19 protein-coding genes are annotated in these 26,970 nt (G+C 72.4%); 6 read left to right on the forward strand and 13 right to left on the reverse strand.

Annotation, left to right across the window (positions count from 1 at the left end; genetic code table 11):
• Window positions 1-26 precede the first annotated feature (26 nt).
• Entirely contained in the window at window positions 27-935 is a 909-nt protein-coding gene (locus tag HKK73_RS17095; RefSeq protein WP_171468468.1) for a carbohydrate ABC transporter permease, read from the reverse strand.
• Window positions 932-1,831: a carbohydrate ABC transporter permease gene (locus HKK73_RS17100; protein WP_171468821.1), complete on the reverse strand. Its 900-nt coding sequence runs from the start codon at window positions 1,829-1,831 to the stop codon at window positions 932-934. The genes HKK73_RS17095 and HKK73_RS17100 overlap by 4 nt, the downstream gene beginning before the upstream one ends.
• A gap of 612 nt (window positions 1,832-2,443) precedes the next feature.
• On the opposite strand from HKK73_RS17100, the gene HKK73_RS17105 reads away from it, so the two are divergent.
• Window positions 2,444-3,001, forward strand: coding sequence for a DUF6318 family protein (locus HKK73_RS17105; RefSeq protein WP_256380377.1), 558 nt, complete (start codon window positions 2,444-2,446; stop codon window positions 2,999-3,001).
• 332 nt (window positions 3,002-3,333) lie between these two features.
• Complete coding sequence (locus HKK73_RS17110) at window positions 3,334-3,900, forward strand: hypothetical protein (protein WP_171468470.1); 567 nt, start codon at window positions 3,334-3,336, stop codon at window positions 3,898-3,900.
• A 128-nt stretch (window positions 3,901-4,028) separates the two neighbouring features.
• On the opposite strand, the gene HKK73_RS17115 is transcribed toward HKK73_RS17110, so the two are convergent.
• Window positions 4,029-4,901, reverse strand: coding sequence for a DUF4352 domain-containing protein (locus tag HKK73_RS17115; protein WP_171468471.1), 873 nt, complete (start codon window positions 4,899-4,901; stop codon window positions 4,029-4,031).
• Window positions 4,902-5,078: 177 nt separating this feature from the next.
• Between HKK73_RS17115 and HKK73_RS17120 the strand changes: the two genes are divergently transcribed.
• Window positions 5,079-6,551 carry a sensor histidine kinase gene (locus HKK73_RS17120; protein WP_171468472.1) on the forward strand — a complete coding sequence of 491 codons (1,473 nt, stop codon included), beginning with the start codon at window positions 5,079-5,081 and terminating at the stop codon, window positions 6,549-6,551.
• 131 nt (window positions 6,552-6,682) lie between these two features.
• Here HKK73_RS17120 and HKK73_RS17125 read toward each other — a convergent pair whose 3' ends face one another.
• The 8 genes from HKK73_RS17125 to HKK73_RS17160 all read right to left on the reverse strand — a co-directional run bounded on the left by HKK73_RS17125 (window position 6,683) and on the right by HKK73_RS17160 (window position 15,570).
• Window positions 6,683-8,863 (reverse strand): family 43 glycosylhydrolase, encoded by a 2,181-nt coding sequence (locus tag HKK73_RS17125; protein ID WP_171468473.1) that lies wholly within the window; start codon window positions 8,861-8,863, stop codon window positions 6,683-6,685.
• A gap of 174 nt (window positions 8,864-9,037) precedes the next feature.
• Window positions 9,038-9,619, reverse strand: a complete 582-nt coding sequence (gene mug / locus HKK73_RS17130) for a G/U mismatch-specific DNA glycosylase (protein WP_171468474.1) — start codon at window positions 9,617-9,619, stop codon at window positions 9,038-9,040.
• Window positions 9,620-9,640: 21 nt separating this feature from the next.
• Window positions 9,641-10,294: a class II aldolase/adducin family protein gene (locus tag HKK73_RS17135; protein WP_171468475.1), complete on the reverse strand. Its 654-nt coding sequence runs from the start codon at window positions 10,292-10,294 to the stop codon at window positions 9,641-9,643.
• On the reverse strand, window positions 10,291-11,541 hold the full coding sequence (gene otnK, locus HKK73_RS17140; protein ID WP_171468476.1) for a 3-oxo-tetronate kinase: 1,251 nt from the start codon (window positions 11,539-11,541) through the stop codon (window positions 10,291-10,293). Before otnK ends, HKK73_RS17135 begins: the two co-directional genes overlap by 4 nt.
• An 86-nt stretch (window positions 11,542-11,627) precedes the next feature.
• A complete protein-coding gene (locus tag HKK73_RS17145; protein ID WP_021482372.1) occupies window positions 11,628-12,635 on the reverse strand; it encodes a TRAP transporter substrate-binding protein in 1,008 nt (335 codons plus the stop codon).
• 95 nt (window positions 12,636-12,730) lie between these two features.
• A complete protein-coding gene (locus HKK73_RS17150) occupies window positions 12,731-13,987 on the reverse strand; it encodes a TRAP transporter large permease (protein WP_074803495.1) in 1,257 nt (418 codons plus the stop codon).
• Between the two features lie 3 nt (window positions 13,988-13,990).
• A complete protein-coding gene (locus tag HKK73_RS17155; RefSeq protein WP_074803496.1) occupies window positions 13,991-14,575 on the reverse strand; it encodes a TRAP transporter small permease in 585 nt (194 codons plus the stop codon).
• Window positions 14,572-15,570, reverse strand: a complete 999-nt coding sequence (locus tag HKK73_RS17160) for a zinc-binding dehydrogenase (RefSeq protein WP_171468477.1) — start codon at window positions 15,568-15,570, stop codon at window positions 14,572-14,574. Before HKK73_RS17160 ends, HKK73_RS17155 begins: the two co-directional genes overlap by 4 nt.
• A 234-nt stretch (window positions 15,571-15,804) precedes the next feature.
• On the opposite strand from HKK73_RS17160, the gene HKK73_RS17165 reads away from it, so the two are divergent.
• Both HKK73_RS17165 and HKK73_RS17170 read left to right on the forward strand, forming a co-directional pair.
• Entirely contained in the window at window positions 15,805-16,542 is a 738-nt protein-coding gene (locus tag HKK73_RS17165) for a FadR/GntR family transcriptional regulator (protein ID WP_171468478.1), read from the forward strand.
• Window positions 16,543-16,661: 119 nt separating this feature from the next.
• On the forward strand, window positions 16,662-17,315 hold the full coding sequence (locus HKK73_RS17170; protein WP_198526301.1) for a response regulator transcription factor: 654 nt from the start codon (window positions 16,662-16,664) through the stop codon (window positions 17,313-17,315).
• 180 nt (window positions 17,316-17,495) lie between these two features.
• Here HKK73_RS17170 and HKK73_RS17175 read toward each other — a convergent pair whose 3' ends face one another.
• Both HKK73_RS17175 and HKK73_RS17180 read right to left on the reverse strand, forming a co-directional pair.
• On the reverse strand, window positions 17,496-19,766 hold the full coding sequence (locus HKK73_RS17175; protein WP_171468479.1) for a 3'-5' exonuclease: 2,271 nt from the start codon (window positions 19,764-19,766) through the stop codon (window positions 17,496-17,498).
• Window positions 19,766-26,236 (reverse strand): DEAD/DEAH box helicase, encoded by a 6,471-nt coding sequence (locus HKK73_RS17180; RefSeq protein WP_171468480.1) that lies wholly within the window; start codon window positions 26,234-26,236, stop codon window positions 19,766-19,768. Before HKK73_RS17180 ends, HKK73_RS17175 begins: the two co-directional genes overlap by 1 nt.
• Before the next feature lie 178 nt (window positions 26,237-26,414).
• Between HKK73_RS17180 and HKK73_RS17185 the strand changes: the two genes are divergently transcribed.
• Window positions 26,415-26,816 (forward strand): hypothetical protein, encoded by a 402-nt coding sequence (locus HKK73_RS17185; RefSeq protein ID WP_171468481.1) that lies wholly within the window; start codon window positions 26,415-26,417, stop codon window positions 26,814-26,816.
• Window positions 26,817-26,970: the final 154 nt, after the last annotated feature.

Raw genomic sequence — 26,970 nt, forward strand, 5'->3', positions numbered from 1 at the left:
GAGTCCGGTGGTCGGACGCGTGCGCGTCAGCCGGTGACGGCGCCCGCGGTGAGGCCCGCGACGAGGCGGCGCTGCAGGACGAGGAAGACGACGAGGATCGGCAGCGTCACGACCACGGTCGCGGCGAGCAGGACGCCCCAGTTCGTCATGCCGTCGGTGTTCTGCAGCAGCGTGAGGCCGACGGGGAGGGTCATCTTGTCGGGCCGGTCGATGACGAGGAACGGCCACAGGTAGTCGTTCCACTCCGTCACGACCGACACGAGCGCGACGGCCGCGAGCGTCGGCGTGCTCATCGGCACGACGAACCGCCACAGCTTGCGCCAGTGCCCCGCGCCGTCGAGCTCGGCGGCCTCGAGGATCGAGCGCGGCAGCGTGAGGAAGTGCTGGCGGAACAGGAACGTCCCGAACGCGCTCGCGAGGCCCGGCACGAGGATGCCCTGGTAGGTGTTGAGCCACCCGAGGCTCGCGACGAGCGTGTAGTTGGGGATGATCGTGATCTGCGGCGGGATCATGAGCGTCGCGATGACGAGCCCGAACACGACCTTCTTGAACGGGAAGTCGAGGAACACCAGCGCGTACGCGCACGTGAGGCCCAGCGCGACCTTGAGGCCCGAGCCCACGACCGTGATCCCGACGCTGTTGAGCAGCAGGCGCCCCAGCGGGATCGAGTCCGCGGCCTGCGCGTAGTTGTCGAGGTTCACGCTGCCCGGGAGCCACTGCAGCGGGACCGTGTACAGCTCGGCGGGCGTCTTCATGCTCGCGAGCACCATCCACGCCAGCGGCGCGCCGAGCACGACGGTCGCGAGGACCAGGGCGAGGTACCCGCCCGGCTGGAGGGCCCGGCGTCGGGCACGGGGTGCGCCCGACGGGCGGGGCGCGAGGACGGCCGGCGTGGCGGGCGCCGTCTCGGGACGGGCGGGCGCGACGGCGCTCATGCGTAGTGGACCTTCCGCTGGACGAACCGCATCTGCACCGCGGTCACCGCGAGCAGCCCGAGGAACAGGACCGTGGCGACCGCCGACGCGTACCCGGCGCGCCCGTTGACGAAGCTCTCCTCGTAGATCGAGTACATGAGCGTCGTCGTCGAGCCGAGCGGGCCGCCCTGCGTCATCGCCTTGATGATGTCGAAGGACTGGAGCGACGCGAGGAGCATCGTCACGACGAGGAAGAACGTCGTCGGGGTGAGGAGCGGCAGGACGATCGAGCGCAGCGTCCGGGCCGACGACGCGCCGTCGAGCGCGGCCGCGTCCTTGAGGTCCTGCGGCACGGACTGGAGGCCCGCCAGGTAGATGAGGGCGACGTACCCGAGGTTCTTCCACAGGTAGACCACGACGATCATCACGAGCGGCCACGGGCGCTGCGTGTACCACTGCGGCGACGCGACGCCGACCCAGCCGAGCAGCTCCTGGACCAGCCCGTAGCGCGGGTCGAACATGAACAGCCACAGGATCCCGACCGCGAAGCCCGACAGCACATAGGGCGCGAACGCGACGGTCCGGGCGACGCCGCGGCCCCTGAGGCGGCGGTTGAGCAGCAGCGCCAGGCCCAGGCCGAGGACCATCGCGCCGCCGACGGTCGCGAGCGTGAAGACGAGCGTCGTCGTGACGATGCGACCCGTCGTCGGGGCGGTGAACCACTCGACGTAGTTGCCCAGCCCGACCGGCCGCGCGACCGGCGACCCGAGGTTCCACTGGAGCGTCGAGAGGTAGAAGCTCTGGAGCAGCGGCCGGTAGACGAACACCAGCAGCAGCAGGACGTTCGGGCCCGCGAGCAGGAGCGCCCACAGCAGGTTCCGCCGACGGCGGCGCGCGTCCAGGCGGCTGCGGTGCAGCGTCTGGACCTCGCGGTCGGTGCCCGACGACGTCGGGCCGGCAGGCGATCCCGGCGCGCCGGGACGGGTCGCGCCCGGGCCGGTGGCCGGGGAGGCGGGGCCCGGCGCGGCGCCGCGGGGCGCGCCCGGGGAGCCCGGAGACTCCGGGGTGAGAACGGTGGTCACAGCACAGGTCCGCTCGTCCGAGGGTGCAGGTCACGGCCGGCGCGGCACCCGTCCTGCGGGTGGGCGGCCACTCGGAGCATAGGAAGCAATCGCGCCGGTTTTGTCCGGGAATGGGCGGGTGCGGGGGCGGGCGTCGGGCAACGTTCACCGAGCCGTGCCCGCCGCGCCACCCGCACCTGTGGAGCGGTCACGTGGTGGACACCTCGTGAGGCGTCGTCCACAGGGCGGGACGGGCGGTTCCGCGTCGCACGGCGTTTCGCTAGGTTCGTGGCGTTCGCGCGGTGCCGCCCGGTCCGGGCCGCGCCGCCCGGTTCGCGGGCAGGGGGTCTGGTGAGTCGTACGCGTCATGCGCCGGTCGGAGGACGACCGGCAGGAACGGTGGGGAGCGCCCGAGCACTCCCGTCGAGGAGCAGCGCCCGACGGCGAGCGCTCGGCCTGGGCGTCGTCGTGACGGCCGGGTGCCTGGTCGCCGGGTGCACCGGCGGGGGTGAACCCGCACCGTCACCTCCGGTCGAGACATCGGCCGAGCCGTCCGTCACGGAGGCACCCGAACCCGAGCCGACCACGACCGGGCCCCCGAAGCCCGAACGACCCGCGGCCATGGATCGCGACGACGCCGAGGGTGCTGCTGCGGCGGCGGAGTACTTCCTCGAGCTCTACCCGTATGTGATGAGCACCGGCGACACGGCCGAGTGGGACGCCATGACGTGGGCCGAAACGTGTGACTTCTGCACCTCCGTAAGCAGCGAGGCGAGAAGCATCCGAGACAAGGGAGACGCGTTCAGCGGAGCAGAGATCACTCTGTCGAACGCCAACGTCGGTGCATTCGACGATCTCATCGGCGGTTACCCGATCCTCTTTGACTTCGACCAGTCTCCGCATCGCAGAGTCGCGCCTGATGGAAACGTAGTTTCTGACGACGACGGCGAATCGGGACAGCTCCAGATCGACATGCTTGAAAAGGACGGAAACTGGTTGGTGCTCGCAGTCGGAGGATCGGACTAGTGCGCCGCGTCGCTCTCCTCACTCGAACAGCCACCACGCTCCTTGCCATCGGGCAAGGCGCCGCTTACTCCGCGGACGACGGCGGGATCTTCTCATCCGAGTTCCAAGACGATCAAGCGATCGTCCATGCGCAGCAGACACCGCATGGCGGCACCGAACACGTCCCGCAAGCGGCAAACGGCGGTCCCGCATCGGAGGCCTTTCGGCGAGGTCCTGCCTACCGCTGCTTCGACGGCGACACCGCGACGACGTTTCCGGGGCTGGTGCAGGCATGCCCGGGCGGACAGACCCCGGTCGACCACTCCCAGGAGTGTGCGCCGGAGGAGTTCGCGATGGACCCGCTCTTCCGCCAGACGTGGACGAACGCCCCGGACGGGTCGCGCACCGCGGTGTCGGGGTGGGAGTTCGTCGACGACGGGTCGTGCGTCGGCGCGGCGGACCTGACTGCCGAGGCCGAGGCGGCGTTCCGCCAGCTCACCATCGCGCCGTCGCCCGTCGTCGTGCAGCCGCCGGACGGCTGGACCGTGGTCAACGTGCCGACGATCACCTACACCGAGCCCGACGAGCAGGTGCTCGACACGACGCTGCTCGGTATCCCGGTCCAGATCCGGGCGACCCCGCAGTCGTTCACCTGGGACTACGGCGACGGGAGCGGTCCGGTGACGACGACCGACCCGGGCGCCGCGTACCCGCACCACACCGTCGCGCACACGTACGGCCAGCCGGCGGACCGGGTGACGATCACGCTGACCACGACGTGGTCCGGGCAGTTCCGGATCACCGGCACGCCGAGCTGGACCGACGTCACGGGCACCGCGACGACGACGAGCGCAGCCGACCCGCTCCAGGTCTACGAGGCCAGGTCGCGCCTGGTCACCGACGACCTCCCGGGCGGTTGACGCGCACCGCCGCGCACCCCTGCCCCCGGCGTCGGGGTGCGGGGTGCGCGGCGGTGCAGCGAGCGCGGGACCGTGTCCGTCCGTGGCTCCGGCACGTCGCGACGGCCCGGGAAGACACGCCCCGGCGGTCAGCCGAGCGACACCTCGACCCCACCGGAGAAGAAGGAGTCGTGCAGCGTCACGCTCGCGGGGACGGCGTCGGCGGGGACGTCGAACACCACGGTGCCCTCGACGCTGTTGCCCGGGTTGATGTCGGTGAGGAACGAGTTCGCGTCGCCGAGGTAGATCGCCGCGCTGGTGTCGGCGGAGTGCTCGCGCCCGGCGGTGTCGACGAGCTTCTGGCTGCTGCCGTCGAACATCTGCGCCTGGTCGCCGATGTTCGTCACCGTCACGTGCACGAGCACGAACTGTCCCTGCGCCTGCGCGTTGAGGAACTCGTCCCCGACGGTGGGGACCCCCGTCTCCACGGACGTCACGGTGAACTCGAACTTGCCGTCGCGCACCGGCGTGCCGACCGCGGCCGCCGCGGGTTCCGGAGCGGGCTCCTCGTCCGGCGCCTCGGGGGCGGGCTCGGCGGGATCCTGGGGGGCGCTCGACCCCGCGACCGGTGCCGGTGCCTCGGGCTCGTCCCCTCCTCCGCCGCCGAGCGCGGCCCCGATCACGGCGAGGATCACGACCACCCCGAGGCCCGTGAGGATCTTGTGCCGCGCGAACCAGCTCTTGCGCGGCGGGACGCCCGGCGCCTGCCCCGCGAACGCGGCCGCACCCGGCTGACCTGGCTGCCCCGCGAATCCCGGCTGCCCCGGGATGCCCGGCTGACCCGGCTGACCGGCCCAGCCCGCCTGACCGGGGTGGGCGGCGTACGGCGTCGGACCGGCTGCTCCGGGGGCGCCCGGCCCGAGGGGCGACGAGTAGGGCTGGCCCGGGGTCGGCGTCGGGCCGGGCTGGGCCGGGTACGCGCCCGGCTGGTCGGGGCGCTGGCCCTCGTGGGGTGCGGACATCGTGGTCTCCTCGGTGCGTCGTGGTCGCTGCGTTCGAGGACGATCGTGGCCGCGCGGCACCGTCGGGCGGATCGCCCGACCGGCTCGTCCGGGCCGGCCGACCGGAGGAGATCCGGGCCGGTCGCGCGAGCCGGTCGGCGGAGGCCGGGCGTCGGCGCCCGTGCGTATGCTCGCCGCATGTACCCCCCGCCGCAGCAGCCGGGCGGCCCCGCGGTGCCGTCGGGCGCCGCGCCTCCACCGGGCTACCCGGCGCCCGGCCACCCGGGTGCCCCGCCACCCGGGTATCCCGGGCCCACCTGGCCGCCGGCGCCGACCGGACCGGCCGCCGCGGGCACCCCCATCGGCCACCTGCCGCCGCACCCCGTCGGCGGCGCGCGCCCGACGGCGGCCCCCGCCCCCGGGCGGGCGCGGCGGTTCTGGTCCGGGGCAGGAACCACGGTGGCGGTCGCCGCGACGTTCTTCGTCGGCATCGTCGGCCTGTCGTTCGACTCGGCACGCCACGGTCAGGAGATCAGCGGGGGCCAGCTCGGGCTCTCGATCCTGTGGCTCGTCCTGGCCGCGTGCGTGTCCGCCGCGGTGATCTGGCGCATCCGCCACCCCGTCGCCGTCTGTCTCGGGACCGCCGCGGCGGGCATCCTCACGCCCGTCGGCGCGCTCGCCCCGCTCCTCGCGCTGCCGTTCGTCCTCGCGCGGGAGGACCGGCGTCCGGTGCTCCTCGGATCGGTGGCGGCCACCGCGGCGGCCGTGGCCGCGTCGTTCTGGCGCGACGGCGCACGACCTGGCGACTCGGTGATCTTCTCCTTCACGCCCGCCACCGGCGGGGAGACCACGTACCTTCCCCCGGCCGGCTACGTCGTCATCGGGGTGTTGCTCGTCGCACTCTCGGTGGGTGCGGGACTGGTCCGCCGCTACGCCGGCCGGGCGCACGTCGCCCAGCAGACCGCCGCCGTGGAGACCCGTCGCGCCGAGACGTTGCGCACGCACGCGGAGGACCTGCGCAGCCAGACCGACCACCTGCGCACCGAGCTGTCGCGGCAGGACGAGCGCGAGCTCATCGCGCGCGAGATGCACGACACCGTCGCGCACAACCTGTCGGTCATGTCGTTGCAGGCGTCGGCGCTCGAGGTGACGACCGAGGACCCGGAGGTGGCCGACGCCGCCCGGACCATGCGCTCGTCCGCCCACCGCGCGCTCGAGGAGATGCGGGCGCTCATCACGTCGCTGCGCGACGGCGCGGAGCAGTACACGGGCTCCGCCCCGGCGCTCGGCGACCTCGCCGCGCTGCTCGACGAGGCGCGCTCGTCGGGCGTCGACCTCGCCGCGACGGTGTTCGTCACGGACGCGGACTCCGCGCCGCCGGCGCTCACGCGCGCGGTGTACCGGGTGGTGCAGGAGGCGCTGACGAACGTGATGAAGCACGCCCCGGGCGCCCGCGCGGACGTCGACGTGCGCGCCCGGCCCGGCGACGGCGTCGACCTCACGGTCCGCAACGCGCTCACCGCGGACGCCCTGGGCGTCCCCGGCAGCGGCACCGGGATCGTCGGGATGCGCGAGCGCTGCGAGGCGCTCGCCGGGACGTTCTCGGCGGGCGTCGAGGACGGCCGGTTCGTCGTCCGGGCCCACCTGCCGTGGGACCGCCCCCGCGCCTGACCGCCGCACGATCCCCCGCCTCGGCCTGTGGCGCAGCCCTGGGCGCACGGACCTGTCGCTCCGGCCCGGACGCACGACCGCGGTGCCGCCCATCGGCCGGGCGGCACCGCGGTCTGCGGGTCAGGAGGCGGCTACGCGCAGGTGAGCGCGTCGTACGCGGCCGTCACCTCCGTCGTCGTGCCGGCGACGTCGGTGACCGCGACGAGCGCCTCGCCCGCCTCGAGCGCCCCGCCGCGCACCTTGAACGACTGGTACGCGCTCTTGCCCGGGTCCACCTGGGCGAACGCCCGCTCGCCGTGCGGGGTGGTGAGGGCGACGGCGACGGTCTCGTCGCCGTCGTTCGTCGCGCGGACGGCGAGGTAGGGCGTACCGCCGAGGCAGCGGGGCTGCGCGGTGACGGTGACCTGCGGGTCGACGGGCGGCGCCTCGGCCGGGAAGACGTCGAGCGCGTCGAGCTCGGTGTACCAGGTGAGCTTGGTCAGGGTGACGGTGTTCCACCCCTGCTGGAGCTCGACCTGGTGCGTGACGGACTGCCAGTTGCCCCACGTGGTGTGCGGGAAGGTGACGACCCCGGCGTCGGCGCCGTTCACCGTGACGGTGCTCGACGACGGCAGCGTGTAGCCGCCGCGCTCGGAGCCGTTCGCGAACCGCACGCCGAGCGTGTAGGGCCCGGCCTCGTCGGCGTGGACCTGGAGGGCGACGGAGCTGTCGAGGAAGTCGAGCCCGCCGACCTTCTGCCCGCCCGACGCCCCGGCGGCGCTCCCGACGGAGCCGCGCGTGATGACGCCGTCCTCGAACTCGTACCGCGTCGCGTCCGACGGGATGACCGGCGGCGCCGACGGGCGCGGGTCGCGCGTCGCGGGGTAGACGTCGAACGCGTCGAGCTCGGTGTAGAACGTCGCGCGCGTCAGCGTGATCGTGTTGGCCCCGGCGACGAGGTCGACGAGGTGCTCGGACGTCTGCCAGTTGCCCCACGTGGTGTGCGGGAAGACGACGGTCTCCGTCACCGTGCCGTTCACGGCCAGCGTCCCGGTGGACGGGACGCGCGCCGCGCCGTCCTGCGAGCCGTTCGCGAACCGGATGCCGAGCAGCGCCGGACCGGCCGCGTCGGCGTGCACCTCGACCGTCACGGAGGAGTCGGCGAAGTCCAGGCCGCCGACCTTCGCCCCGCCCGACGCCCCGCCGTCGGCCACGACGCGCGCGTTGGTCACGACGCCGTCCTCGGCCTGGTAGCGGTCGGACGCCTGCGGGACGGACGGGACGCCGTCGGCCGACCACTCGAGGTCCGCGACGTACATGGCGCGGTACGTGAACGCCGCGTTCCAGCCGTGGAAGACGATCGCGTCCGAGCCGTCGGGTGCGGTGACGACGTCCTGCCCGCCCGGCCCGCGCACGTCGCCCTGGAAGCGGTCGCTCGTCATGAGCTCCGTCGTCGCCTTGGTCCACGGGCCGTCGAGGCTCGGCGCCGTCGCGTACGACGTGCGGTAGGCACCGCCGTAGAAGTCGTTCGCGGAGTAGAAGAGGTAGTAGGTGCCGTCGCGCTCGACGACGGTCGGCGCCTCGACGACGCGGCCCTCGTACGCCGTGTCGACGCGGATCAGCTCGGTGGCCGGCCCGGTGAGGGTGGTGCCGTCGGGCGACAGCGGCTGGGCGAAGATGATCGCCGTCTTGCCGGTGCAGCAGTTCCCGTCGGCCTTCCACAGCAGGTAGAGCTGGTCGCCGTCGACGAACGTCCCGGCGTCGATCGCTCCCCCGAGGTCCTCGGTGCCGTCCTCGCCGTTGGGGCAGACGAACGGGTCGTCGCCGACGGGCTCGAACGGCCCCTCGGGCGAGTCGGAGAGCGAGAGGCCGATGCACTGGCGCGGCGACGTCGCGTCGCGCGCCGTGTAGTAGAGGGCGTACCCGCCCTCGACCGCGGCGACCTCGGGCGCCCAGACGCAGCGGTCGGTCGCGCCGCCCGGCGAGAACGTGCACGTCTCGCTGACCCACGCGCCGAGGTCGGGCGCGACGTCGGTCGGGGCGCTCCACGTGACGAGGTCCGTCGAGGTGCGGTGCTGCACGTTCCGGCCCTGGTCGTTCGTCGCGTAGGCGTGGTAGACGCCGTCGACGAGCAGGACGTCCGGGTCGGGGAAGTTGGCGTCGACGACCGGGGCGATCGTCGGGGCGACGGCGGTCGAGGCTGCGGTGGGCGCAGCGGGCGCCGACGGGGCGGCGGTCGCGACGGCGGCGCCCGAGACCACCAGCCCGAGCGCGACGAGCGCACCCGTGACAGCGGTGGCACGCGTGCGCGCCCGGGACAGGGAGAGCTTCATGGGGTGTCTCCTCGACGGTGAGGGGGCAAGAACCCGGGACGGCGTCGACCTCGGGACCTCGAGTCTCCCGGGCCGATTCACACAAGTCAACAACTTCTCGCAAGAGTCAACAAGCAAGATGTCACGGCCGACGCGCGCGCGGGCGGCGACAGCCCGGCTCTCCCCGCGCGGCGCTCAGGTCCGACGCCGGTCCGGCAGCCCCGCAGCGACGCGCAGCTCTGCGTACGCCGCGCCGAGCGTCGCGACCGTGTGGTGCGCGTTGAGGCCGCTCGGGTTCGGGAGCAGCCACGCCCGCGCGGGGCCGACGCGCCGTTCCAGCGGGCCGGTCGTGGCGCGACGGTCCGCGAAGGCCGTGCGGTACGCGCCCAGGCCGAGCACCGCGACCCACCGCGGCCGGTACGTCTCCGCCGTCTCGACGAGGCGGCGTCCGCCCCCGACGATCTCCTCCGGCGTCAGCTCGTCGGCGCGGGCCGTGGCCCGGCGCACGACGTTCGTCATCCCCAGGCCGGCGTCGAGGAACGCGTCGCGCTCCCACGGCCCGAGCACCCGGTCGGTGAAGCCCGCCTCGTGCATCGCCTTCCAGTACCGCGTGCCCGGGTTCGCGAAGGGCAGCCCGACCGCCGCCGAGTACAGCCCGGGGTTGATCCCGCAGAACAGCACGTCGAGGTCAGGCCGCAGCCAGTCCTCGATCTCGCGGCCGCGCGCGGCGGCGAGGTCGTCGGCGGTCGGGCGCGCGTACGGCGGGTCGGTCGGCACCGGACCATCCTCGCCCGGACGTCAGCCCCAGGGCTGCCCGTACGCCTCGACGAGCTCGCGCACCTCGTCGTCGGTGAGGAGCCGCGCGTCGAGCCGGTCCCCGAGCAGCAGCCGGACGCGCGCCGCCTCCTCGATCTCGACCGCGCGGTCGACGGCCTCCGCGACCGTGCGCCCGGCAGCGATCGACCCGTGGTTCTGGAGCAGGGCGCCGTGGAAGCGCAGCGCGCTGCCCCGGACGCGCTCGGCCTGCGCCGGGTCGCCCGGCGCGGCGTACCGCACGAGGGGCACGTTGCCCACGCGCATGACGACGTACGGCGTGACCGGCGCGAACGCCGTGTGCTCGCGCCACGGAGCGAGGCACGACGCCGCGACGGCGCTCGGCGAGTGGAGGTGCACGACGCAGCGGTACTCCGGGTCGCGCGCGTACATCGCGAGGTGCAGCGGCCACTCCTTGGTGGGGCGCGGCGTCGGGCCGTCGCCCTCGGTGACGGGAGTGCCGTCGAGCGCGGTGCGGGCCATCTGCTCGGCGGTGAGGGTCGCGAGGGACGTGCCGCTCGCGCTCATGCGCACCTCGTCGCCGACGCGCACGGACACGTTGCCCGACGTCCCGGGCGACATCCCGCTCGCGGCGAGACCGCGCCCGGCGGCGAGCAGCTCCTCGACCAGGTCGCTCATGCGAGCTCCTCCCACGCGGTGACGAAGAGGTCCTCGGTGCCGAAGTTGCCCGACTTGAGGACGAGGTTGACGTCGTCGGCCCCACGGCGGCGACCGCGCAGCCAGGACACGCCCGGGCTCAGGAGCTGCCCGACCTCGAGCACGTGCACCCCGAGCCCCTGGACGACGCTCCCCGACGTCTCGCCGCCCGCGACGACGAGCTGGGTCGCGCCCGCCTCCGCGAGCCGCGGCGCGAGCGCGGAGAACAGCCGCTCGACCACGGCAGGAGCGTCGGCGGTCACCGCACGGCCGCGCGCGACGTCGTCCGGCTCACCCACGGAGTACACGAGCACCGGCCGGTCGGGCTGCTCCGCCCAGCGCTCGCGCGCCCACGCGAGGAGCCGCTCGACCTCCGCGCCCGGGTCCGCGAGCGCCGCCGCGACGTCGACCTTCTGGTGCGGCAGGTGCGGCAGGGCCGCCCGGACCTGCGCCTGGGTGGCCCGCGACGCGCTGCCCGCGAGCACCGCGCGTCGGCCCGGGACGGCGGCGATGTCGCCGAGCGTCGCGCCCGTCGGGTCCAGGCCGAGCGCGAGCCCGGAGCCGCCCGTGACGAGCGGGGCGTCGGACGTCGCGCGGGCGACGACGGCGAGGTCGTCGTTGTCGATGCTGTCGACGACGACGTACCGCGCACCCTCCGCCTCGGCCGCGACGATCGCGCCCCGCAGCGCCTGCTCGCCGGCCCGCACGACGCCGACCGGCACCTCGGCGACCGGGTGCGCGGTCTGCGCCGCGAGGAGGTTCGCGACGCGCGAGTCCCACATGGGGTTGAGCGGGTGGTCCTTCATGGGGCTGCGGTCGAGCGGGTCGTCCCCCACGAACAGGTGGCCGCGGAACACGGTGCGGCCCGCGTCCGGGAACCCCGGGACGACGACGGCGCTGCGCGCGCCGGTCTCCTCCAGCAGCGCGTCCGCGACGGGCCCGATGTTGCCCTCGGGCGTGGAGTCGAACGTCGAGCAGTACTTGTCGTAGACCTGCGTGACGCCGAGCGCGGCGAGCGCACGGTAGGCCGCGCGCGCCTGCTCCACGGCCTGGGGGGCGGGCACGGAGCGGATCTTCAGCGCGACCACGACGGCGTCGTGGTCGGCGAGGTCCGCGAGGTCGTCGGGGCCCGGGACGCCCAGCACGACGGCGGTCCGCAGACCACGGGCCCTCCAGTTGCCGGCGAGGTCGGTGGCCCCGGTGAAGTCGTCGGCGATCGCGCCGCGCATCGGTGTCTCCTCTCGTGGGTCGGGTCGTCGGTCGTCGCGGGCGGCGCGGTCGACGCGCCGGCGCGGCTCGGGGCCGCGGTACGGCGTCACGCGTCGCCCGAGCGGATGCGCTCGGCCCACTCCACGACCTGGGGGTCGACGTGGTCGAGCACCTCGGACGAGGCCTCGGCCCACTCGGCGCGGTCGATCTCGTGCAGCTCGACGCCGCGCTCGACCAGGAAGTCGACGTTCTCCTGCCGCTCGGCGATCGACGTCTCGCGGTACCAGGAGGAGACGTCGTCGATCTCGGCGTCGACGATCGCGCGGAGGTCGTCGGGCCAGCCCTCGTAGGCGTCGGCCCAGACCTGGAAGTGGAAGTTGCCGAACACGTGCTCCGTGAGCGTGACGTGCGGCGCGACCTCGTAGAACGAGTTGAACCGCACGACGTCGATCGGGTTCTCCTGGCCCTCGACCGCGCCCTGCTCGATCGCGGGGAAGACCTCGCTGAGCGCGAGCGGCATGGGGCTCGCGCCGAGCGCGTGCCACGTGTCGAGGTAGGTCTGCTGGGTCGGGACGCGCAGCTTGAGGCCGCGCGCGTCGGCGAGCTCGGTGACGGGACGCTGCGTGTTGAGCACGCGCCCGCCGCGGTACATCTGGCCGAGCAGCAGGAACCCGGAGTCCTCCCGGATGGCCTCGATGATCTCGTCGCCGAGCGGGCCGTCCCAGACCTCGAGGAACTGGTCCTCGTCCTCGTAGAGGAACGGCACGCCCTCGATCGCGGCGAGGTCGGTGTAGCGCTCGAGCGAGCCGACGGACTCGACGACGATGTCCACGGCCCCGAACTCCAGACCCTCCTGCATGTCCTCCCAGCTCCCGAGCTGGGAGGCGGGGTAGACCTCGATCGTCACGCGGCCGTCGGAGGCGTCGGCGACCTGCTCGGACAGCCGGTTCGCGGCGCGGTCCTGCAGGCTCCCGGCGCCGTACGAGTGGCCGAGGCGGAGCAGCAGGTCGGGCTCGGGGTCGGTCGTCGTGGCCGTGCAGCCGCCGAGGGCGAGCGCGCTCGCGACGACCAGGGCGGCGACGCGACGGTGCGGCGCGGTGGTTCTCTTCCCCACGGGAAGCTCCTTCGTGTGCGGGGCGGGCGAGGGCGCGGGACGCCCTCGCCCGCCGGGGTGCTGGTGCCGGTGGCGGGTGTCGACCGTCGCGCCGGCTAGTACATGCCGGTGAGGACGGGGACGTACGTGACGAGGAACAGCAGGGCGATCGAGACCCCGAGCCACGGGAGCATGTCGCGCAGCGCCCGTTCCGCCGAGATCCCGGCGATCCGGCTCGTGATGAGCAGGTTGATCCCGACGGGCGGCGTGATGAGCCCGATCGCGAGGTTGATGACGACGATCAGCCCGAAGTGGACCGGGTCGACGCCCGCGGCCGTGACGATCGGCAGGAGGATCGGCGTGAAGATGATGATCGCCGCGTTGCCCTCGACGACCGTGCCGATGAGCAGCAGGATCACGTTGGCGACGAAGAGGATGAGCAGCACGTTGTCCGTGAGCCCGAGCACGGCGTCGGCCACGATCTGCGGCGTGCCGCCGGTCACGAGCGCCCACGAGTAGGCCTGCGCCATCGCGATGATGAGCATGATCGCGGCGACGAGCATCGTCGTCTCGCGCATCGCCTTGACGACGCGCTGCCAGGACAGCTCGCGGTAGACGACGACCCCGAGGATCACGGCGATGAGGACCGCGACCGCGCCGCCCTCCGTCGCGGTGAAGACGCCGAGCCGGATGCCGCCCAGCACGACGACCGGGATGAGCAGCGCCGGGAGTGCCTTGGCGGCGGTGCGCACGAGCTCGCGCGCGCCCACGCCCCGCTCGGCCGGGTAGCCCTTCTTGCGGGCGACGAGCCAGCCCGTGACCAGGTAGACGAGGCCGAACCCGAGGCCGATGTAGAGGCCGTGGAAGAACAGCGCGCTGATCGAGACCTCGGCGGCGACGCCGTAGATGATCATCGTGATGCTCGGCGGGAGCACGAGCGCGACGATCGACGCCGTCGCAGTGACCGACGCCGCGTCGCCGGGCGCGTAGCCGCGGCGCAGCATCTGCGGGATGAGGAGGCGGCCGACCGACGACGCGTCCGCGACCGCCGAGCCGGACATGCCGCCGAACGTGATGTTGGTGAGGACGTTGACGGCCGAGAGCCCGCCGCGGATGCGGCCGACGATCGCATAGGCGAAGTCGATGAGGCGCTGGGTCACGCCGCCCGCGTTCATGAGCGACCCGGCGAGCACGAAGAGCGGGATCGCGAGGAGCGGGAAGGAGCGCATCCCGGCGACGAACCGCTGGGCGCCGACCTCGGGCGGCACGCCCTCGGCGGCGAGGCTCGCGAACGAGGCGAGGCCGACGGCGACGCCCACCGGGGCGCCGATGACGAGGATGAGGAGGAGGAGCCCTCCGAGGATGAGGGGCATGGGTCAGACGTCCTTGTCCTGGGAGGTGGGCGCGACGAGCTGCTCCGCCTCGGCGATGTTCGCCTCCACGGCGTCGTCGGGGGTGTCGAAGTCGCCGCGCAGCGCCTCGACGAGCTTCTCGACCGCGTAGACGCAGGAGAAGCCCATGCCGATCGGCACGACGACGTACATGGCGAGCAGCGTGATGTCCGTGCCCGTCGCGATGGTCAGGCCGGTCATGAGCTGGCGCGCGCCCGTCGGGAGCATCATCGCGGCGTAGACGGCGACGAGGCCGAACAGGCCCGCGGAGAGCGCGTAGCCGAGCGCGACGAACGCGCGGCGCACCTTCCCGCGCAGGCGGTCGAGGAGCAGCGTCACCGCGATGTGCTCGCTGCGGCGCACCGCGACGGGGATCGCCGTCATGACGCACCAGACGAACGCGAGCGTCGCGAACTCCTCGGACCACACGGTCGGGCTGTTGAGCACGTACCGCATGAAGACCTGGAGCACGAGGACGGCGCTCACGAGCGTGATCGCGACGCCCGAGACCACAAACAGGGCGCGCTCGGCGCCGGACAGGACGCCGCGGACGGCGCGGGCCGCGCTCACGGGACCATCACCAGCTTGACGATGTCGCCCGGCCCCTCGGCGGCCATGGTCGTCGTGATCGCGGCGCCCTCCTCCAGGGAGGTCGTGCGGGACACGAGCACGTCGGCGAGCCCGGGGTGGCGCGCGAGGACGTCGAGCGCGGTGCGGAAGTCGTCCTTCGTGTACATGGCCGTGCCGAGCAGGGCGATCTCGCGCACCTGGAGCTGCCCCACCGGGACCGGCACGGGCTGGTTGAACACTGCGACCTGGACGATCGCCCCACCGGGCGCGACGGCCTCGAACGCGCGCTCGACGAGCGCGGGGACGCCTGCGGCGACGAAGACGGCGTCGTACGAGCCGGGCTCGAGCGCGGCGTCGGGCAGGTGGACGCCCGTCGCACCGACCGCGCGCAGCACCTCGTGGACGTGCTCCCGCGGCTCGACGACGTCGACCACGGTGCTGCCGCCGTCCGCGAGGACGCGTGCGACGAGCGCGCCGATCGTGCCGCCGCCCAGCACGAGCGCGCGCTCGCGGCGCCGCTCCCCCAGCTGCGCGACGGCGTGGGCCGCGACCGCGACCGGCTCGGCGAGCGCGAGGTGCTCGTCCGCGACGCCGTCGGGCGCGGGGACCAGCGTGTAGGCGGGCACGACGACGTGCTCGGCGAACGAGCCGTCCCACTCGGCGACGCCGAGCATCTGCTTGCTCGCGCACAGGTGGTAGCCGCCCGTCGTGCACAGGTCGCACGTGCCGCAGGGGCGCTGCGGGTCGACGACGACGCGGTCGCCGACGGCCACGTCGTCGACGTCCGGGCCGACCTCGACGACGCGGCCACCGGCCTCGTGGCCGGAGATCAACGGCGGGACGCGGAACGGGTGGGTGCCGCGGAGGGCGGCCAGGTCGGAGCCGCACACCCCCGTGGAGGTGACGGCGAGGAGGACCTCGCCGGGGCCGGGGACCGGGCGCGGGATGTCGACCACGTGGGCGGTCCCGGACGTCTCGAATCTGATGGCGCGCATCGTGGAACAGCTCTTTCCCCGCGACTGGGAAGCCGCGTTGCTCTGCGTGCGGGTGAGGGGAGACCTGCCGGCACGGGTGCCCGACGTCGGACGCTCGGCTCAGCAGGTTGAGTGACTGTATCCTGTCATACCAGTTGAGCCAACTCCGTCTCACGACCGTGAGCGGGACCGCGTCCGGGCAGGTGGCGGCCCCCGTGAGGCAGAATGGCGCGGTCGTCACCCCGAGGAGGAACGGTGCCCGAGCCCGATGCGACGCTGCCGACGAGCGGCATCGTGCGACAGCGCCGACTGTCCGACCAGGTCGCCGACGCGATCCGCGACGACATCCTCGCGCGCGAGCTCCAGCCCGGCGACCGGCTGCCCTCCGAGCGCGAGCTCTGCGAGTCCTACGGCGTCTCCCGCACCGTCGTGCGCGAGGCCGTCCGCGCCCTCACCGCCAAGGGCATCGTCACCGCCACGCCCGGCTCCGGCCTGAGCGTCGGGCGCACCAGCATCGACGACGTCGGCCAGATGCTCCAGATGTTCCTCCACCACGGCCCGAACGTGCCCTATCTCCAGCTCCACGAGGTCCGCGCGACGCTCGAGGTCGCCGTCGCCGGCATCGCCGCCGAACGCATCGACGACGCCGCGCTCACCGGCCTCGCCGACCTCGTCGACCAGCTCCCCGGGCACGCCGACGACATCGTCGCCGCGTCCAAGAACGACTACGCCTTCCACCGCGGGCTCGCCGTCGCGACCGGCAACGACTTCTTCGTCATGCTCTACGACGTGCTCGGCGAAGGGCTCATGGAGACACGCGTCGCGACGTTCTCCTACGACCCGCGCCGCATCGACGTCGTCACGCGCGCGCACCGCGCGATCGTCGACAACCTCGACGCACACCGCGCCGACGACGCCCGCGCCGCGATGCTCGACCACCTCACCGAGGTCCGCGAGACGTGGGTGCGCCATCAGGACGGCGCGCCGGCCTGACGGCGGTCGCGGCGACGGGCGGTGCGGCGGTCGCGACGGGCGGCACGGCCGTTGCGCCCGGCGCCGAGGACGGCGGTCACCGCGGACGCGCCGTGGGCGCGCGCCGCTAGGGTCGGGGCGTGATCAAGGTGCTCGTGGTCGACGACGACCCGATGGTGCGACGGCTGCTGCGGACCATCCTGCGGCCCGACGACATCGAGGTCGTCGCCGAGGCCGCCGACGGCGACCAGGTCGTGCCGGCCGTCCAAGCACACCACCCCGACGTCGTGCTCCTGGACCTGCGCATGCCCCGCGTCGACGGCGTGACGGCGACACGCGCCGTGCGGGCGCTCCCCGACCCGCCCGGCGTCATCGCCATGACATCGTTCGACACCGAGTCCAGCATCCTCGACGCCGTCCACGCCGGGGCGTCCGGGTTCCTCGCCAAGGACGCGTCACCCGACGAGATCGTCTCCGCCGTCCGCGCCGTCGCAGCCGGCGACGGCGCGCTGTCGCCCCGTGCGGCACGCGTCGTCATGGCGCAGGTCACCGCCGCGCCCGGTGCGGCGGGGCGCAGGGAGGCCGCCCAGCAGGTCGCGACCCTCACCGAGCGCGAGCTCGACGTCGCGCGACTCGTCGCGCAGGGCCTGTCCAACCCCGAGATCGCGCAGCGGCTGTACGTCAGCGAAGCGACGGTCAAGACCCATCTCTCCGCGGCGAGCGCGAAGCTCGGGGTCAGCAACAGGGTTCAGTTAGCGGTCATCGTTACGCGGTCGCTCCCTAGCGGAGCGTGACGGCCTTGCACCGCTTCGCACGAAGGACCCGCGCACACTCGACGAGTGCATTCCCACGCGCGAACTCCACGCCATCTAGGTTGCGTTTTTCTGGAAGGGAATCAGGTCACCACCCTGTTTTCTGCCGATCGGTTCGAGTGTGATGACGCGCTCGTTCTAGACCGAAACTCCATGGGAGCCTCAGCCTTGCTCCTCACTTCTCCCGTCCTGCATCGTGGGGAGGAGCTCGCTGCGTTCCCCGCTCCACAGCACCGCCAATTCGTCCCTGGCACGCGTCGATGCCACGTAGAGCAACGACCGCTCCCGCAGGAGTGCGTCCTGCTTCTCCGCCTCCGGCAACTTCTCGAGGTGGTGCATCCCTGGGACCGAGTCGGCGCTCAGGCCGAAGAGCAGGACACGCTTGAACTCCATGCCCTTCGACCGGTGCATCGTCATGATGACCGGCTTGCCCTTCTCGGCCGGCGAGTCGTTCGCGACGAACCGCGTCTCGACGCCGCGCTCGAGGAGTGCCCGCTGCAGCTTCTCGGCGTCCCACTTGGTGTAGACGAGTATGCCGGTCGTCTCGGGCGCGGCGTCGTCTGTCGTCCAACCCCTGACGATCTGCGCCGCCTTCTCGTACTCGTCGACCAGGGAGGACGCCTCTACGGCGACAGGGACTGGCCCGCTGCGCGCGGACCGATAGCCCGCGCTCGTCGCGGCCTCGGCGTCCATGTCCACGAACTCGGCGTTCTGCAGCACCCCGACAGCGAACTGCAGCACCTGCGCAGTGGTGCGGTAGTTGAGGGTCAAGCGGCGAGACCGTCCGCGCACGTTGATGTCGTACTTGCTGAGGACGATCCGCTGCCCGTAGATCCGTTGCTGGGAGTCTTCGGCGAGGAACACATCGTTCCTGCCCGGAGCGACGAGCGCTCGGAGGAACTTCAGGCGCGTCGGACCGAGGTCCTGGCCCTCGTCGACCAGGACGTGGTCTGCGAGCCGACCTTCGCCGGAGTCAGCGCGTTCGTCGAGGTACGTCGCTGCGATCATCGCCTTCTCGTCGAAGTGCGTCGTTCCGGCCGCGGCAGCGGCCGAGCGGAAGGCCTCGACGACGTCCCAAATCGCGTTGCGGCGTGCGCGGTCGAGCGCGACGCCGCGTCCCGGCCGACGGACTCGCAGGTATGCCTCGCGGGTCGTCACGCGGTTGGGGAGGATCACCGTCTCGTACTCGGTCGCGAGGAACGCCTCGGTGCGCAGCTCTGCGGGCAGAGCGCTCTGGGCCGCTCCCGCCGCTGTGTCCCACGCCGCCTTCGCTGTCGGTTCGAGGACGTGCGGACTACGCTCGCCGAGCACCTTCGCCACGGCGCCCGGGCCGTGCTCCGAGCTGCCGATGCGGCTCTCGGCGGAAGCCAGCACGCGGCGCGCGAGAGCGTCGACGTTGGCGACGACGATCCCGGGCTCACCGAGCTTCTGCGCGATCGTCAGCTCAGGATCGAGCAGTCGAAGGTTCTCCTCGAGGGAAGCAGCAAGAGTCTTGTTGAACGTGGTGAGGACGATGCGGGACGTCGGGTCCTGCTTCGCGAGATGACGCGCTCGGTGGAGCAGCACGACCGTCTTGCCGGTCCCGGCACCACCGGAGAGCCGGTACGGGCCGTTCCAGTCACCGACGGCGTAGCGCCGCTGCTCGGGGTGAAGGAAGACCCGCCACCTGCCGAAGTCGGTGCTCTCGATGGCGGCTCGCAGGTCAGCGTCGTCCTCGATGAAGGCGAACTCGAGGCGTGCTGCGGGATGCTGGAGCGCCGTGAGCAGATCGTCGTCGTCCTCGCCGCTGGTCTCGGTGGTGGCACCGATCCCCAGCTTCGCCCGCACCTCGTCGAGCGGCGTGCCGGTGGCGAGGTCGAGCAGCGCGAGTCCTTGCCACTCCGCGGGCGCGTGCTCGACGAGCGCCATCACCTCGTCCTCGGTGCGTGCGGTGACAGCACGACGGGCGATCCGCGGCTCGATGCCGAGGGACTCGAGCGTCTCTGCCGTGATGTCCCAGGCGGAGAGCAACGGGAACCGCTCTGCCGGTGTCTCGTCGACAGCCTTCTCCACCGACGCCGACACCAGCTCGGTCTCGACGGCCGGAGGCGCCGACTGCTCGTCCGCGAGGATCAGCTCGGCGATGCCGTTCCGTGGGTTGATCTCCAGGGTGACCTTCTTGGCGAAGGTGATCGCGTCGTCGTGCGGGTACGTACCGAGGTAGACATAGTGCGCCTCGCTCTGCTGTCCCTGGACCTTGACGAGGACGGCACGCCAGAAGTCGCTGACCCGCCCGGTACGGACGCGCGAGTCCTTGGTGCCGTTGATCGGCTCGATGTGCAGGCCCGGGACGGTGTCGTCCTGCTGAAGCTTGGCGAGGAAGGCGTAGGCCGCCTTCTGCGCTGCCCCGTCGAGCTTGGCCTGCGGCTGCGGTCCGAAGACGATCTGCGGCATCAGTCGTTACCCCTCGTCAGTGCGGTGCGGAGCGCGCCGGCGTCGGCTGCGACGACGACCCACCCCTCGGTCTCGATGTCGGCGACATCGCCGTCGGTCAGATCATCGTGCATGGCGGTGACGTGCAGCTCTGGCCAGGCCAGGGACAGCGGGACGCCGTCAGCGGTCTCGTGCCCGAGCGACGGTGTGCCGACCCCGTCGCCGGCCAGGTCGGCGAGAGCGGCGAGCAGCTCTCTCTCGTGGTCGAGCGCCTCGACGTAGACCTCGTGCCACGGGTGCCCGGAGGGCACCGCGGCATGCAGGTCGGCGACCGGCACGACAACGTCCGTCGGAGAGGGCTCAGGGCGGCCCTCGACGAGCGCGGTGCGCGACGTGATGACCGTCGCGTCGAGACGGGGTCCTAGGAGGTTCGACAGGCGGAGCCACTCGCGCCAAGCGGCCTTGTGGCTCTCGTCGGCGACAGCGTCCTCCGAGTCGTCCAGGACGACGGCGACCTCGAACGTCGACGTGGCCAGCTCGACCATGCGGACAGCCAACGCCACGGCACCGGAACGCCAGACACCACCGACGGCCGTCGTGGATGGCGAGGGCAGGCCGTCCAGGACGTCGCGCGCCGCCAGGGAGAGCTGTCCGGTTGCCGGGACCGGACGATGCTGCGCGGAGGGAAGCACAAGCATCGGCAGCCACTTGCCGAGCCTCTCCCGCGCGGTCGGCTGCGGATCCTGGAGCCAGTCGAGCAGCATCTCGAGCGGACCTGTCTCGACGAAGGCGAGCGCGGCTGGCGAGAGCTGGTCCTTGGCCTGTGCCAGCACCATCTCGCGTGCCCCGGGCATGAGCCATGGTGGCCTCGACGGCGACGCCTGCGACGAGTCCGCGGCGTCGAGGTCGGTCCACGTGAGCGCGAGCACCTGCAACCCGTGGTCGCGCAGGTTCCGCCGCTTCTGCGCGTCGTCGGCGATGCGGTTGACGGCGGGGCTCGCGTGGTAGAGCCAGCCGTCGAGGAAGATCGCTGTGTCCGGCACGTCCGGGCGCTCGCTCGTCAGGACGAAGTCTGGCTTCGCCCCGGCGACGTACTGCTGCGGTTCGAGGCGCCAACGTGCACCACCGCCCAGGGTGATACGCCACGCGCTTCCAAGGTGCGTCGGCTGCTCGACGACGGTTGCGCCCATCGTCTTCAGGCGCTCACGCAGCACCTCGCGAAACCTCTGCTCCAGCTGAGACTCCGGATCGGGCGCAGGTGGCTCGTCGGTGGTGACGGACCAGGCGACGTCGTCGGGGATGCTCACCTGGCGCGGATCGACCGCTCCTCCCGCGCCATGATTCCCGCTGTCACCGCTGAGGAGGATCGTCCTCAGGTGCCGCTCCGCTGCGGCCCGTGAGGTCCGCTGCACCAGGTGCCCCGATGCGAACGGCAGCAGGCAACGGTCGCACGCGAGCTTGTTCTCCTGCTGGCACGAGCAGTCTCGCAGGAGCTCCCACGCGCGCCGCAGCATGTGCCACACGATCGTCGGGTCTGCGAGCTCGGTGAGGTAGCCGGTACCGCCTGGGACCCGGTCGTGGAGCAGGAGGGCGTAGTGGTTGTCGCCGCCGTCGCTGAGAGTGGGGTCGACGACGGTCGTGACGTCGAGGTGGTCCGGCGCCCCGCCGATCCGCTCCCGGAGCGCGAGCAGCAGCGCGGCGCTGAGGCTCGGCAGCGCGAAGTCGTCACCGAGCGTCACGGAGGTGGGCAGGCGCATCACGAGGCCCTCTGTCCGCAGCGTCCGTGACAGCGCGATGCTCGTCGTGCGCTCGGTGTCGGCCTTGCGCTGCGGGCACCAGGGGCGGTGCTCACTCGCTCGGTTCGCCCCCGTCGCGGTGTCGAGCTTGCCGCAGACGGCGCACACGCGGAACAGCGGGGCGTCGACCGCCTCGCCGCCGATCACGTGGGTGCTCCCCCGCGCCGCGGCGCGGCCGAGGTTGAGCCACCGGATCGAGACGTCGCGCAGGTGCTTGGCTCCGAACCCGTAGCCGTCGACGAACCACTGTCGCGTCACCCGGGTCGGATCGATGTCGGCGAGCGTGAGGACGGTGAAGCGCTCGCGGTTGCGCTCGTCGCGCCGGTCGTCGATCGCGGCCTCCTCGCGGCGCAGCATGGACGACACGGCCCGCAGCTCGACGACCTCGAGGCGCTGGTCCACGTCCGTGATGGCGATGCTCCCGCACCGGGGGCACGGGGGCACCGCGGCGGCTTGAACGCCGGTCTCGCCGACGTCGAGCACGTAGCCGCAGTCGGGGCAGCAGGCCCAGGTCCGCACAGCCTCGTCGTCGCGCCCCAGCTCGACGGCGTCGATCTCGATCGCGTACCCCCGCGCGTAGAACGTGGCACCGGGGGCGAAGTCGCGCAGCGCGAGGGACGAGCCGCGCTCGATGACGAGCGGCTCGTTGTGGAACTCCTGCGTGTCCGGGTCCACCCACGACAGGGCGACCTCGAGGGACACCGAGTCGTCGAGCAGGGTGTAGTTGGGGAACAGCCCGAACTCCTCCAGCACGCTCACCCAGTACTCCCCGCGCAGGTCGGAGAGCTGACGACGTGCGAGGCCCAGTGCCGCCCGGGCAGTGCGGTGCTCCCGCTCGTCGTCCTTGGTCGCGGCGGTCGAGCGGGCCTTCTGCTCGAGCTCCGGCATCACCTTCTGGATGTCCGCCACCCGGTGGTTCAGCGACTCGACCCGGCCGAGCCACGTCGCCGACGCCGCGTGGCAGCGTCGCGCGAGCCAGCTCGTCCCCGGCAGGTCGCCGTCGCGCGTCGCCCAAGCGCGCAAGCGCTCGGCGACCTGCGCTCGCAGGTTCGGGAACGCGCCGAGGAACGCGGCCAGGTGGGCGCCGGAGCTCTCTTCCGCCTCGGCGATGATCTCGCCGAGGTACGATCCCGGCTCCGTCGTGCCCAGCGCCTCTGCGGCAGTCTTCGGGTGCGGGCCCTCCGGGCGACGTGCGAGGACGTCGGCCACCGAGGCGAGGTACTGGCGCTGCAGGATCTCCTCGGCGTCCAAGTACGTCGCGGGTGGGCGCACCTGGCCGTTGACGATGCTCAGCGGCTCCGCGAAGCGCGGCAGCTGGTCGCCGCGACCGGTGACGAATGCGAGAGCGAGGGCGTTGCCCGTCAGGCGCCCTGCTCGTCCCACGCGCTGCAGGTACGACGACACGCTGCGCGGCAGGGACGCCAGCATGACGGCCGAGAGGTCACCGATGTCGATGCCCATCTCCAACGTGGGCGTGGCGACGAGGACGTTGGGGGCGTCCGCAGCCGGCTCGCTCGCCTTGAACTGCTGCTCGTAGTGCAGCCGGACGTCGTCCGGCAACAGGCTGGTGTGCTCACGTGCGACGACGCGCCGGATGTCGCTCGCCTCGTACATCCGCCGGTAGAAGTTGTCCTCCACGGCGCGACGCCGCAGCCGCCCGGTGCACCTCGCCACGAGGCACGGACAGCCCTCGAGCTGGTCGACCACCTGGACGGTTCCCGGGGTCTCGGACCGGCACACGTCGCACGCGAGCCGCAGCCGGCCAGTCTGCAGGTCGGCGAGCTCGGCGGGCTCGACGACGACCGAGGTCGGTGCGAGGTGGTACGTCGTCGCACCCGAGGACGAGATCAACGTACCGACGACGTCACGGCTCGCCAGCTTCTGGAAGAGCAGGCGCGCGAGCGTCGGCGCGTCGGCACGCTCGACCCCGAGGCACTTGGTGGCCCACCGCGCGTACCAGCCCTGCGCCGCGCCGATCGGGTCGAGGTCCGAGTCCTTGGCCGCCGGCCCGCCCCCGATCCGGGGGAAGCCGGGCGCGCTGCTGCCGCGGCCGAAGCCCGGCATGCCCTCGGCGCGCAACCGCCCGCCGGTGATCGACCAGCGGTTGCCGTCCTCCTGCCGGAACCTCGTGAACCATCCGTGGTCGATCGCGCCTCGCGTCCGCATGCGCTCGACCACTCCGCGCGCCCAGGCGACGAGCTCGCGGTCCGTGGGAGCGAACGCCTCGAGCACGTCCTGCACGTTCCCCTCGGCAAGCACGTCCCTGGCCGCCTGGAGCAGGATCTCCGGGGCGACCTCGACCTCGGCGACGACGCTGCCGGTGAGCTCGAGCGTGCGCCCGACGCCGGAGCGGAGACCGAGCTCGAGCTCGATGTCGAGCAGCAGCCGCTTGGTGACACGCTTGCGCACGGCGGAGTTGGCCGGGGGAAGCGTGGCCTTCTGCCAGAACGGCGCGAACTTCTCCCGATCGGCGAGCGCCGGCGCGAGGATGCGGTAGCGCTTGTCCTGCTCGTCCCCGGCGAGCTCGACGACGGTGCGCGCGAGGCTGTCGAGGTCGGTGCGTCCGTGCCCGATCGCCTCGCGCAGCACAGCGCGGAGCGTCAGGGCGTGGGATCGCGCCTGGACGAAGCCTGCGCGGTGCGCCGCGTCCTGCACGCTGTCGGTGAAGACGAGCGCCTTCTTCTCGGTCGGGCTCAGCCCTTCGGTGCCGAAGAGGCCGGAGAGCGTCACGGAGAGAAGGGTCGCGATGGCCGACCCGAGGAACCGGATGCCGTCGGGCTGCTGGCACGACGGGCAGACATCGTCGGCGGAGGCTTTGCCGGCGTCCTCGCCGCGGTGCGTGAGGACGGGAACGACGCCGCCCTGCTCCATGCTGACGTCGTCCGGACGCTGGTGCACGAGCCGCCGCTCCTGGACGACGAGCCACGCAAGGTCGTCGACCTGCTCGCCGTCCGCAGCGCGCTGGTCCTCCTCGAGCGCGTGCACAAGCGGGCGGAACCGCTCGTCGCGGCGCAGGTGCCGCTCGCGGATCCCGCTGTCCTCGGTGTCGAGGTCGGCGCCCGTCGGCGCGAGAGCGACGCCCCAGCCGGACCGGCCGCAGTGGCGGCAGTAGATCGCGGGGAACGTCGGCGTCGCGGCGTCGTCGCCCTCGGCGCCGGCGTCGAGCACGACGCCGTCGTCGCCCCAGCGAAAGCTCGCCGTGTTCGATGCCGTGCGGTCGATCCGCGTCAGCTCGCGGACCCACAGGTGGACGTCTAACGACAGGGCGCGTCGACCGTTCACGACCCGCAGGTGGCTGAGTGCGGACAAGACCGCGGAGAGGAACGGCTCGCCGTCGTCGTCTCCCTCCACGCCGACACCACGATCGAGCACCTCGCGCGCGAGGTCGGAGAGTGGGACGGCGTCCCGAGCGGCGTCGGCCAGGCGCTGGACGAGCGGGTGCGCCTTTGCGAGGTCGAGGAGCAACGCGCCGTCGGCCTCGCCGAGGTCGGGAAGGTGCCAGTCGGGCAGCACGACGTCGGTGTCGTACGCCCCCGCTGGCGGCACCCGGTACAGGCGCCTGAGGACCTCCCTGGTGAGGTGGTCAGGATCCACGGCTCCAACCGCCTCGTCGTCGAGCGCTTCGACGACCTGCCGCGCGACCACGTGGTCGACGGCGATCGGACGCAGGTCACGCAGGCGGACGATCTCTGCAGCTTCCCCGACCCACTCGTCGAGCGCGAGCCGGGATTCCGTGACCACGGCGTCGGGCCCGAAGGGGACGCCGAAGACCGTCTCTGCGAAGGAGAGCATCGCTCCCGGGTCGCCCTTGTCACCGAGCGTGGCCGACGTCGCGACGGGAGTGACACGGCCGAGCGGACGCTCACGTTCTTCCGCGGTGAAGGGCTCGTCGTCGGACCAGTGGCTCTTGAGGGCAAGGCCGAGGCGTCGCAGGAGCATCGCGACGTCGGTTCCCTGCGCGCCGTCGTAGGTGTGGAACTCGTCGAGCACGAGGTACTGGAGACTGCGCGCACTCTGCTGCCAGATCTTCGCGTCCTTCTCCCGCAGGAGCATCTGGTCGAGCATCTTGTAGTTGGTGAGCAGGACGTCCGGCGCGGTGTCGCGGATGGCATCGCGGGAGGTGATCAAGCCCTCGTCGTTCACCATGCTGCGCTCGGGTCCGTCCTGCCCCGTGAAGAGCGCCGCGGTCACACCTCCGAGCGCCGGGTAGCGAGTGATGAGCCCTGCGAGGCGCTTCGCCTGGTCGTTGGCGAGGGCGTTCATCGGGTAGAGGATGATCGCCTTGGTCCCACCGACGCCCGCGCGCTTCGCGCGCAGCACGTGGTCGAGGATCGGGTAGAGGAACGCCTCCGTCTTGCCGGAGCCGGTGCCCGTCGTCACGATCGTCGGTTCCGGGCCGCGGTGGCCCGGGCCCAGGTCGAGGCTGCTGAGGCGGCGGAACGCCGCTGCCTGGTGCCCGTAGGGCGGGAAGCCCTCGTGCCACTCGAGACTGTCGCGCCAGCCGTCGTCGGCCGCGCGGAACGGCAGGCGGAGCCGGACGAACGGGCCACGGAACATGCCCGTGCTCGGCGCTGTGAGGAACTCCTCGAGGACGTCCCGCGTGTCCGGGTCCGCGAGCGAGAACGTCGTCCCGAGGTACTCGACGAGGCTGGACCGCAACGACGCGGCCTGAGACACGGGGAGGAGCTCGCTCACAGGGGACATCGTGGCAGACGACGCACTCGCCGCGGCGGGTCGGCTCACCAGGCTCCCTCGACCGTAGGGCGAGATTCACCCCGCAGGCGGGCGTCACGCAAGTAGTTCTGTCGGTACCCTGACCGCGCCGATCGCGCTCACGCGGAGGCCTATCGCATCAGACAGGTGGTAGTACGTCGTGAGGAAGCTCAACACCGTTGTCCTCGTGGCGGCGCTGGCGGCGGCGATGAGCAGTTGCTCAACCGGCTACGACATCGGCGACAACACCCGCCCCGAGGTCGAGCACGTCGAGCCCTACACGGGTCCCGAGGACCCCTGCGCCACCGGCGAGAACGTCCCTGAGCACTGCTACGGCGACACCGAGGGCGACGCCCCGTGGGGCGAGGCCGTCGTCGACCCGGATCCTCGCTGGTCTTGCGGCTTCTCCGTGACCTACAACGACGACTGGCACGACGACGTCGTGTGCAGCAACGGTGTCGAGTCGGTACGCCCCTACCTTCGGGAGTGGGACGACTTCGTGACCGAGGACGAGATCATGGAGTCGGCACTCGAGTACGAGGCACACCTCAACGGGGGCTGATCAGGTCCGAAGGTAGTCACCGACCGCCAACTCGCCTGGCCTCATGATCACAGCCCACGCGGCAGGCATCTTGGCGCTTTTCGCGTACTCGCTGTGCCCTCGAGTAGCTGCAGTCCCAGTGGCGGCCGTGCGTTGCTGCGGCGAAAGCCCGCGC

The sequence above is a fragment of the Cellulosimicrobium sp. 72-3 genome (assembly GCF_013127315.1).
Classification (GTDB): Bacteria; Actinomycetota; Actinomycetes; order Actinomycetales; family Cellulomonadaceae; genus Cellulosimicrobium; species Cellulosimicrobium funkei.

Coding starts and splice junctions, on each gene's coding strand:
- HKK73_RS17095 (WP_171468468.1), bottom strand. CDS start 935: ATGAGCGCCGTCGCGCCCGCCCGTCCCGAGACGGCGCCCGCCACGCCG.
- HKK73_RS17110 (WP_171468470.1), top strand. CDS start 3,334: ATGGACCCGCTCTTCCGCCAGACGTGGACGAACGCCCCGGACGGGTCG.
- HKK73_RS17115 (WP_171468471.1), bottom strand. CDS start 4,901: ATGTCCGCACCCCACGAGGGCCAGCGCCCCGACCAGCCGGGCGCGTAC.
- HKK73_RS17120 (WP_171468472.1), top strand. CDS start 5,079: ATGTACCCCCCGCCGCAGCAGCCGGGCGGCCCCGCGGTGCCGTCGGGC.
- HKK73_RS17125 (WP_171468473.1), bottom strand. CDS start 8,863: ATGAAGCTCTCCCTGTCCCGGGCGCGCACGCGTGCCACCGCTGTCACG.
- HKK73_RS17135 (WP_171468475.1), bottom strand. CDS start 10,294: ATGAGCGACCTGGTCGAGGAGCTGCTCGCCGCCGGGCGCGGTCTCGCC.
- otnK (WP_171468476.1), bottom strand. CDS start 11,541: ATGCGCGGCGCGATCGCCGACGACTTCACCGGGGCCACCGACCTCGCC.
- HKK73_RS17150 (WP_074803495.1), bottom strand. CDS start 13,987: ATGCCCCTCATCCTCGGAGGGCTCCTCCTCCTCATCCTCGTCATCGGC.
- HKK73_RS17160 (WP_171468477.1), bottom strand. CDS start 15,570: ATGCGCGCCATCAGATTCGAGACGTCCGGGACCGCCCACGTGGTCGAC.
- HKK73_RS17175 (WP_171468479.1), bottom strand. CDS start 19,766: ATGCCGCAGATCGTCTTCGGACCGCAGCCGCAGGCCAAGCTCGACGGG.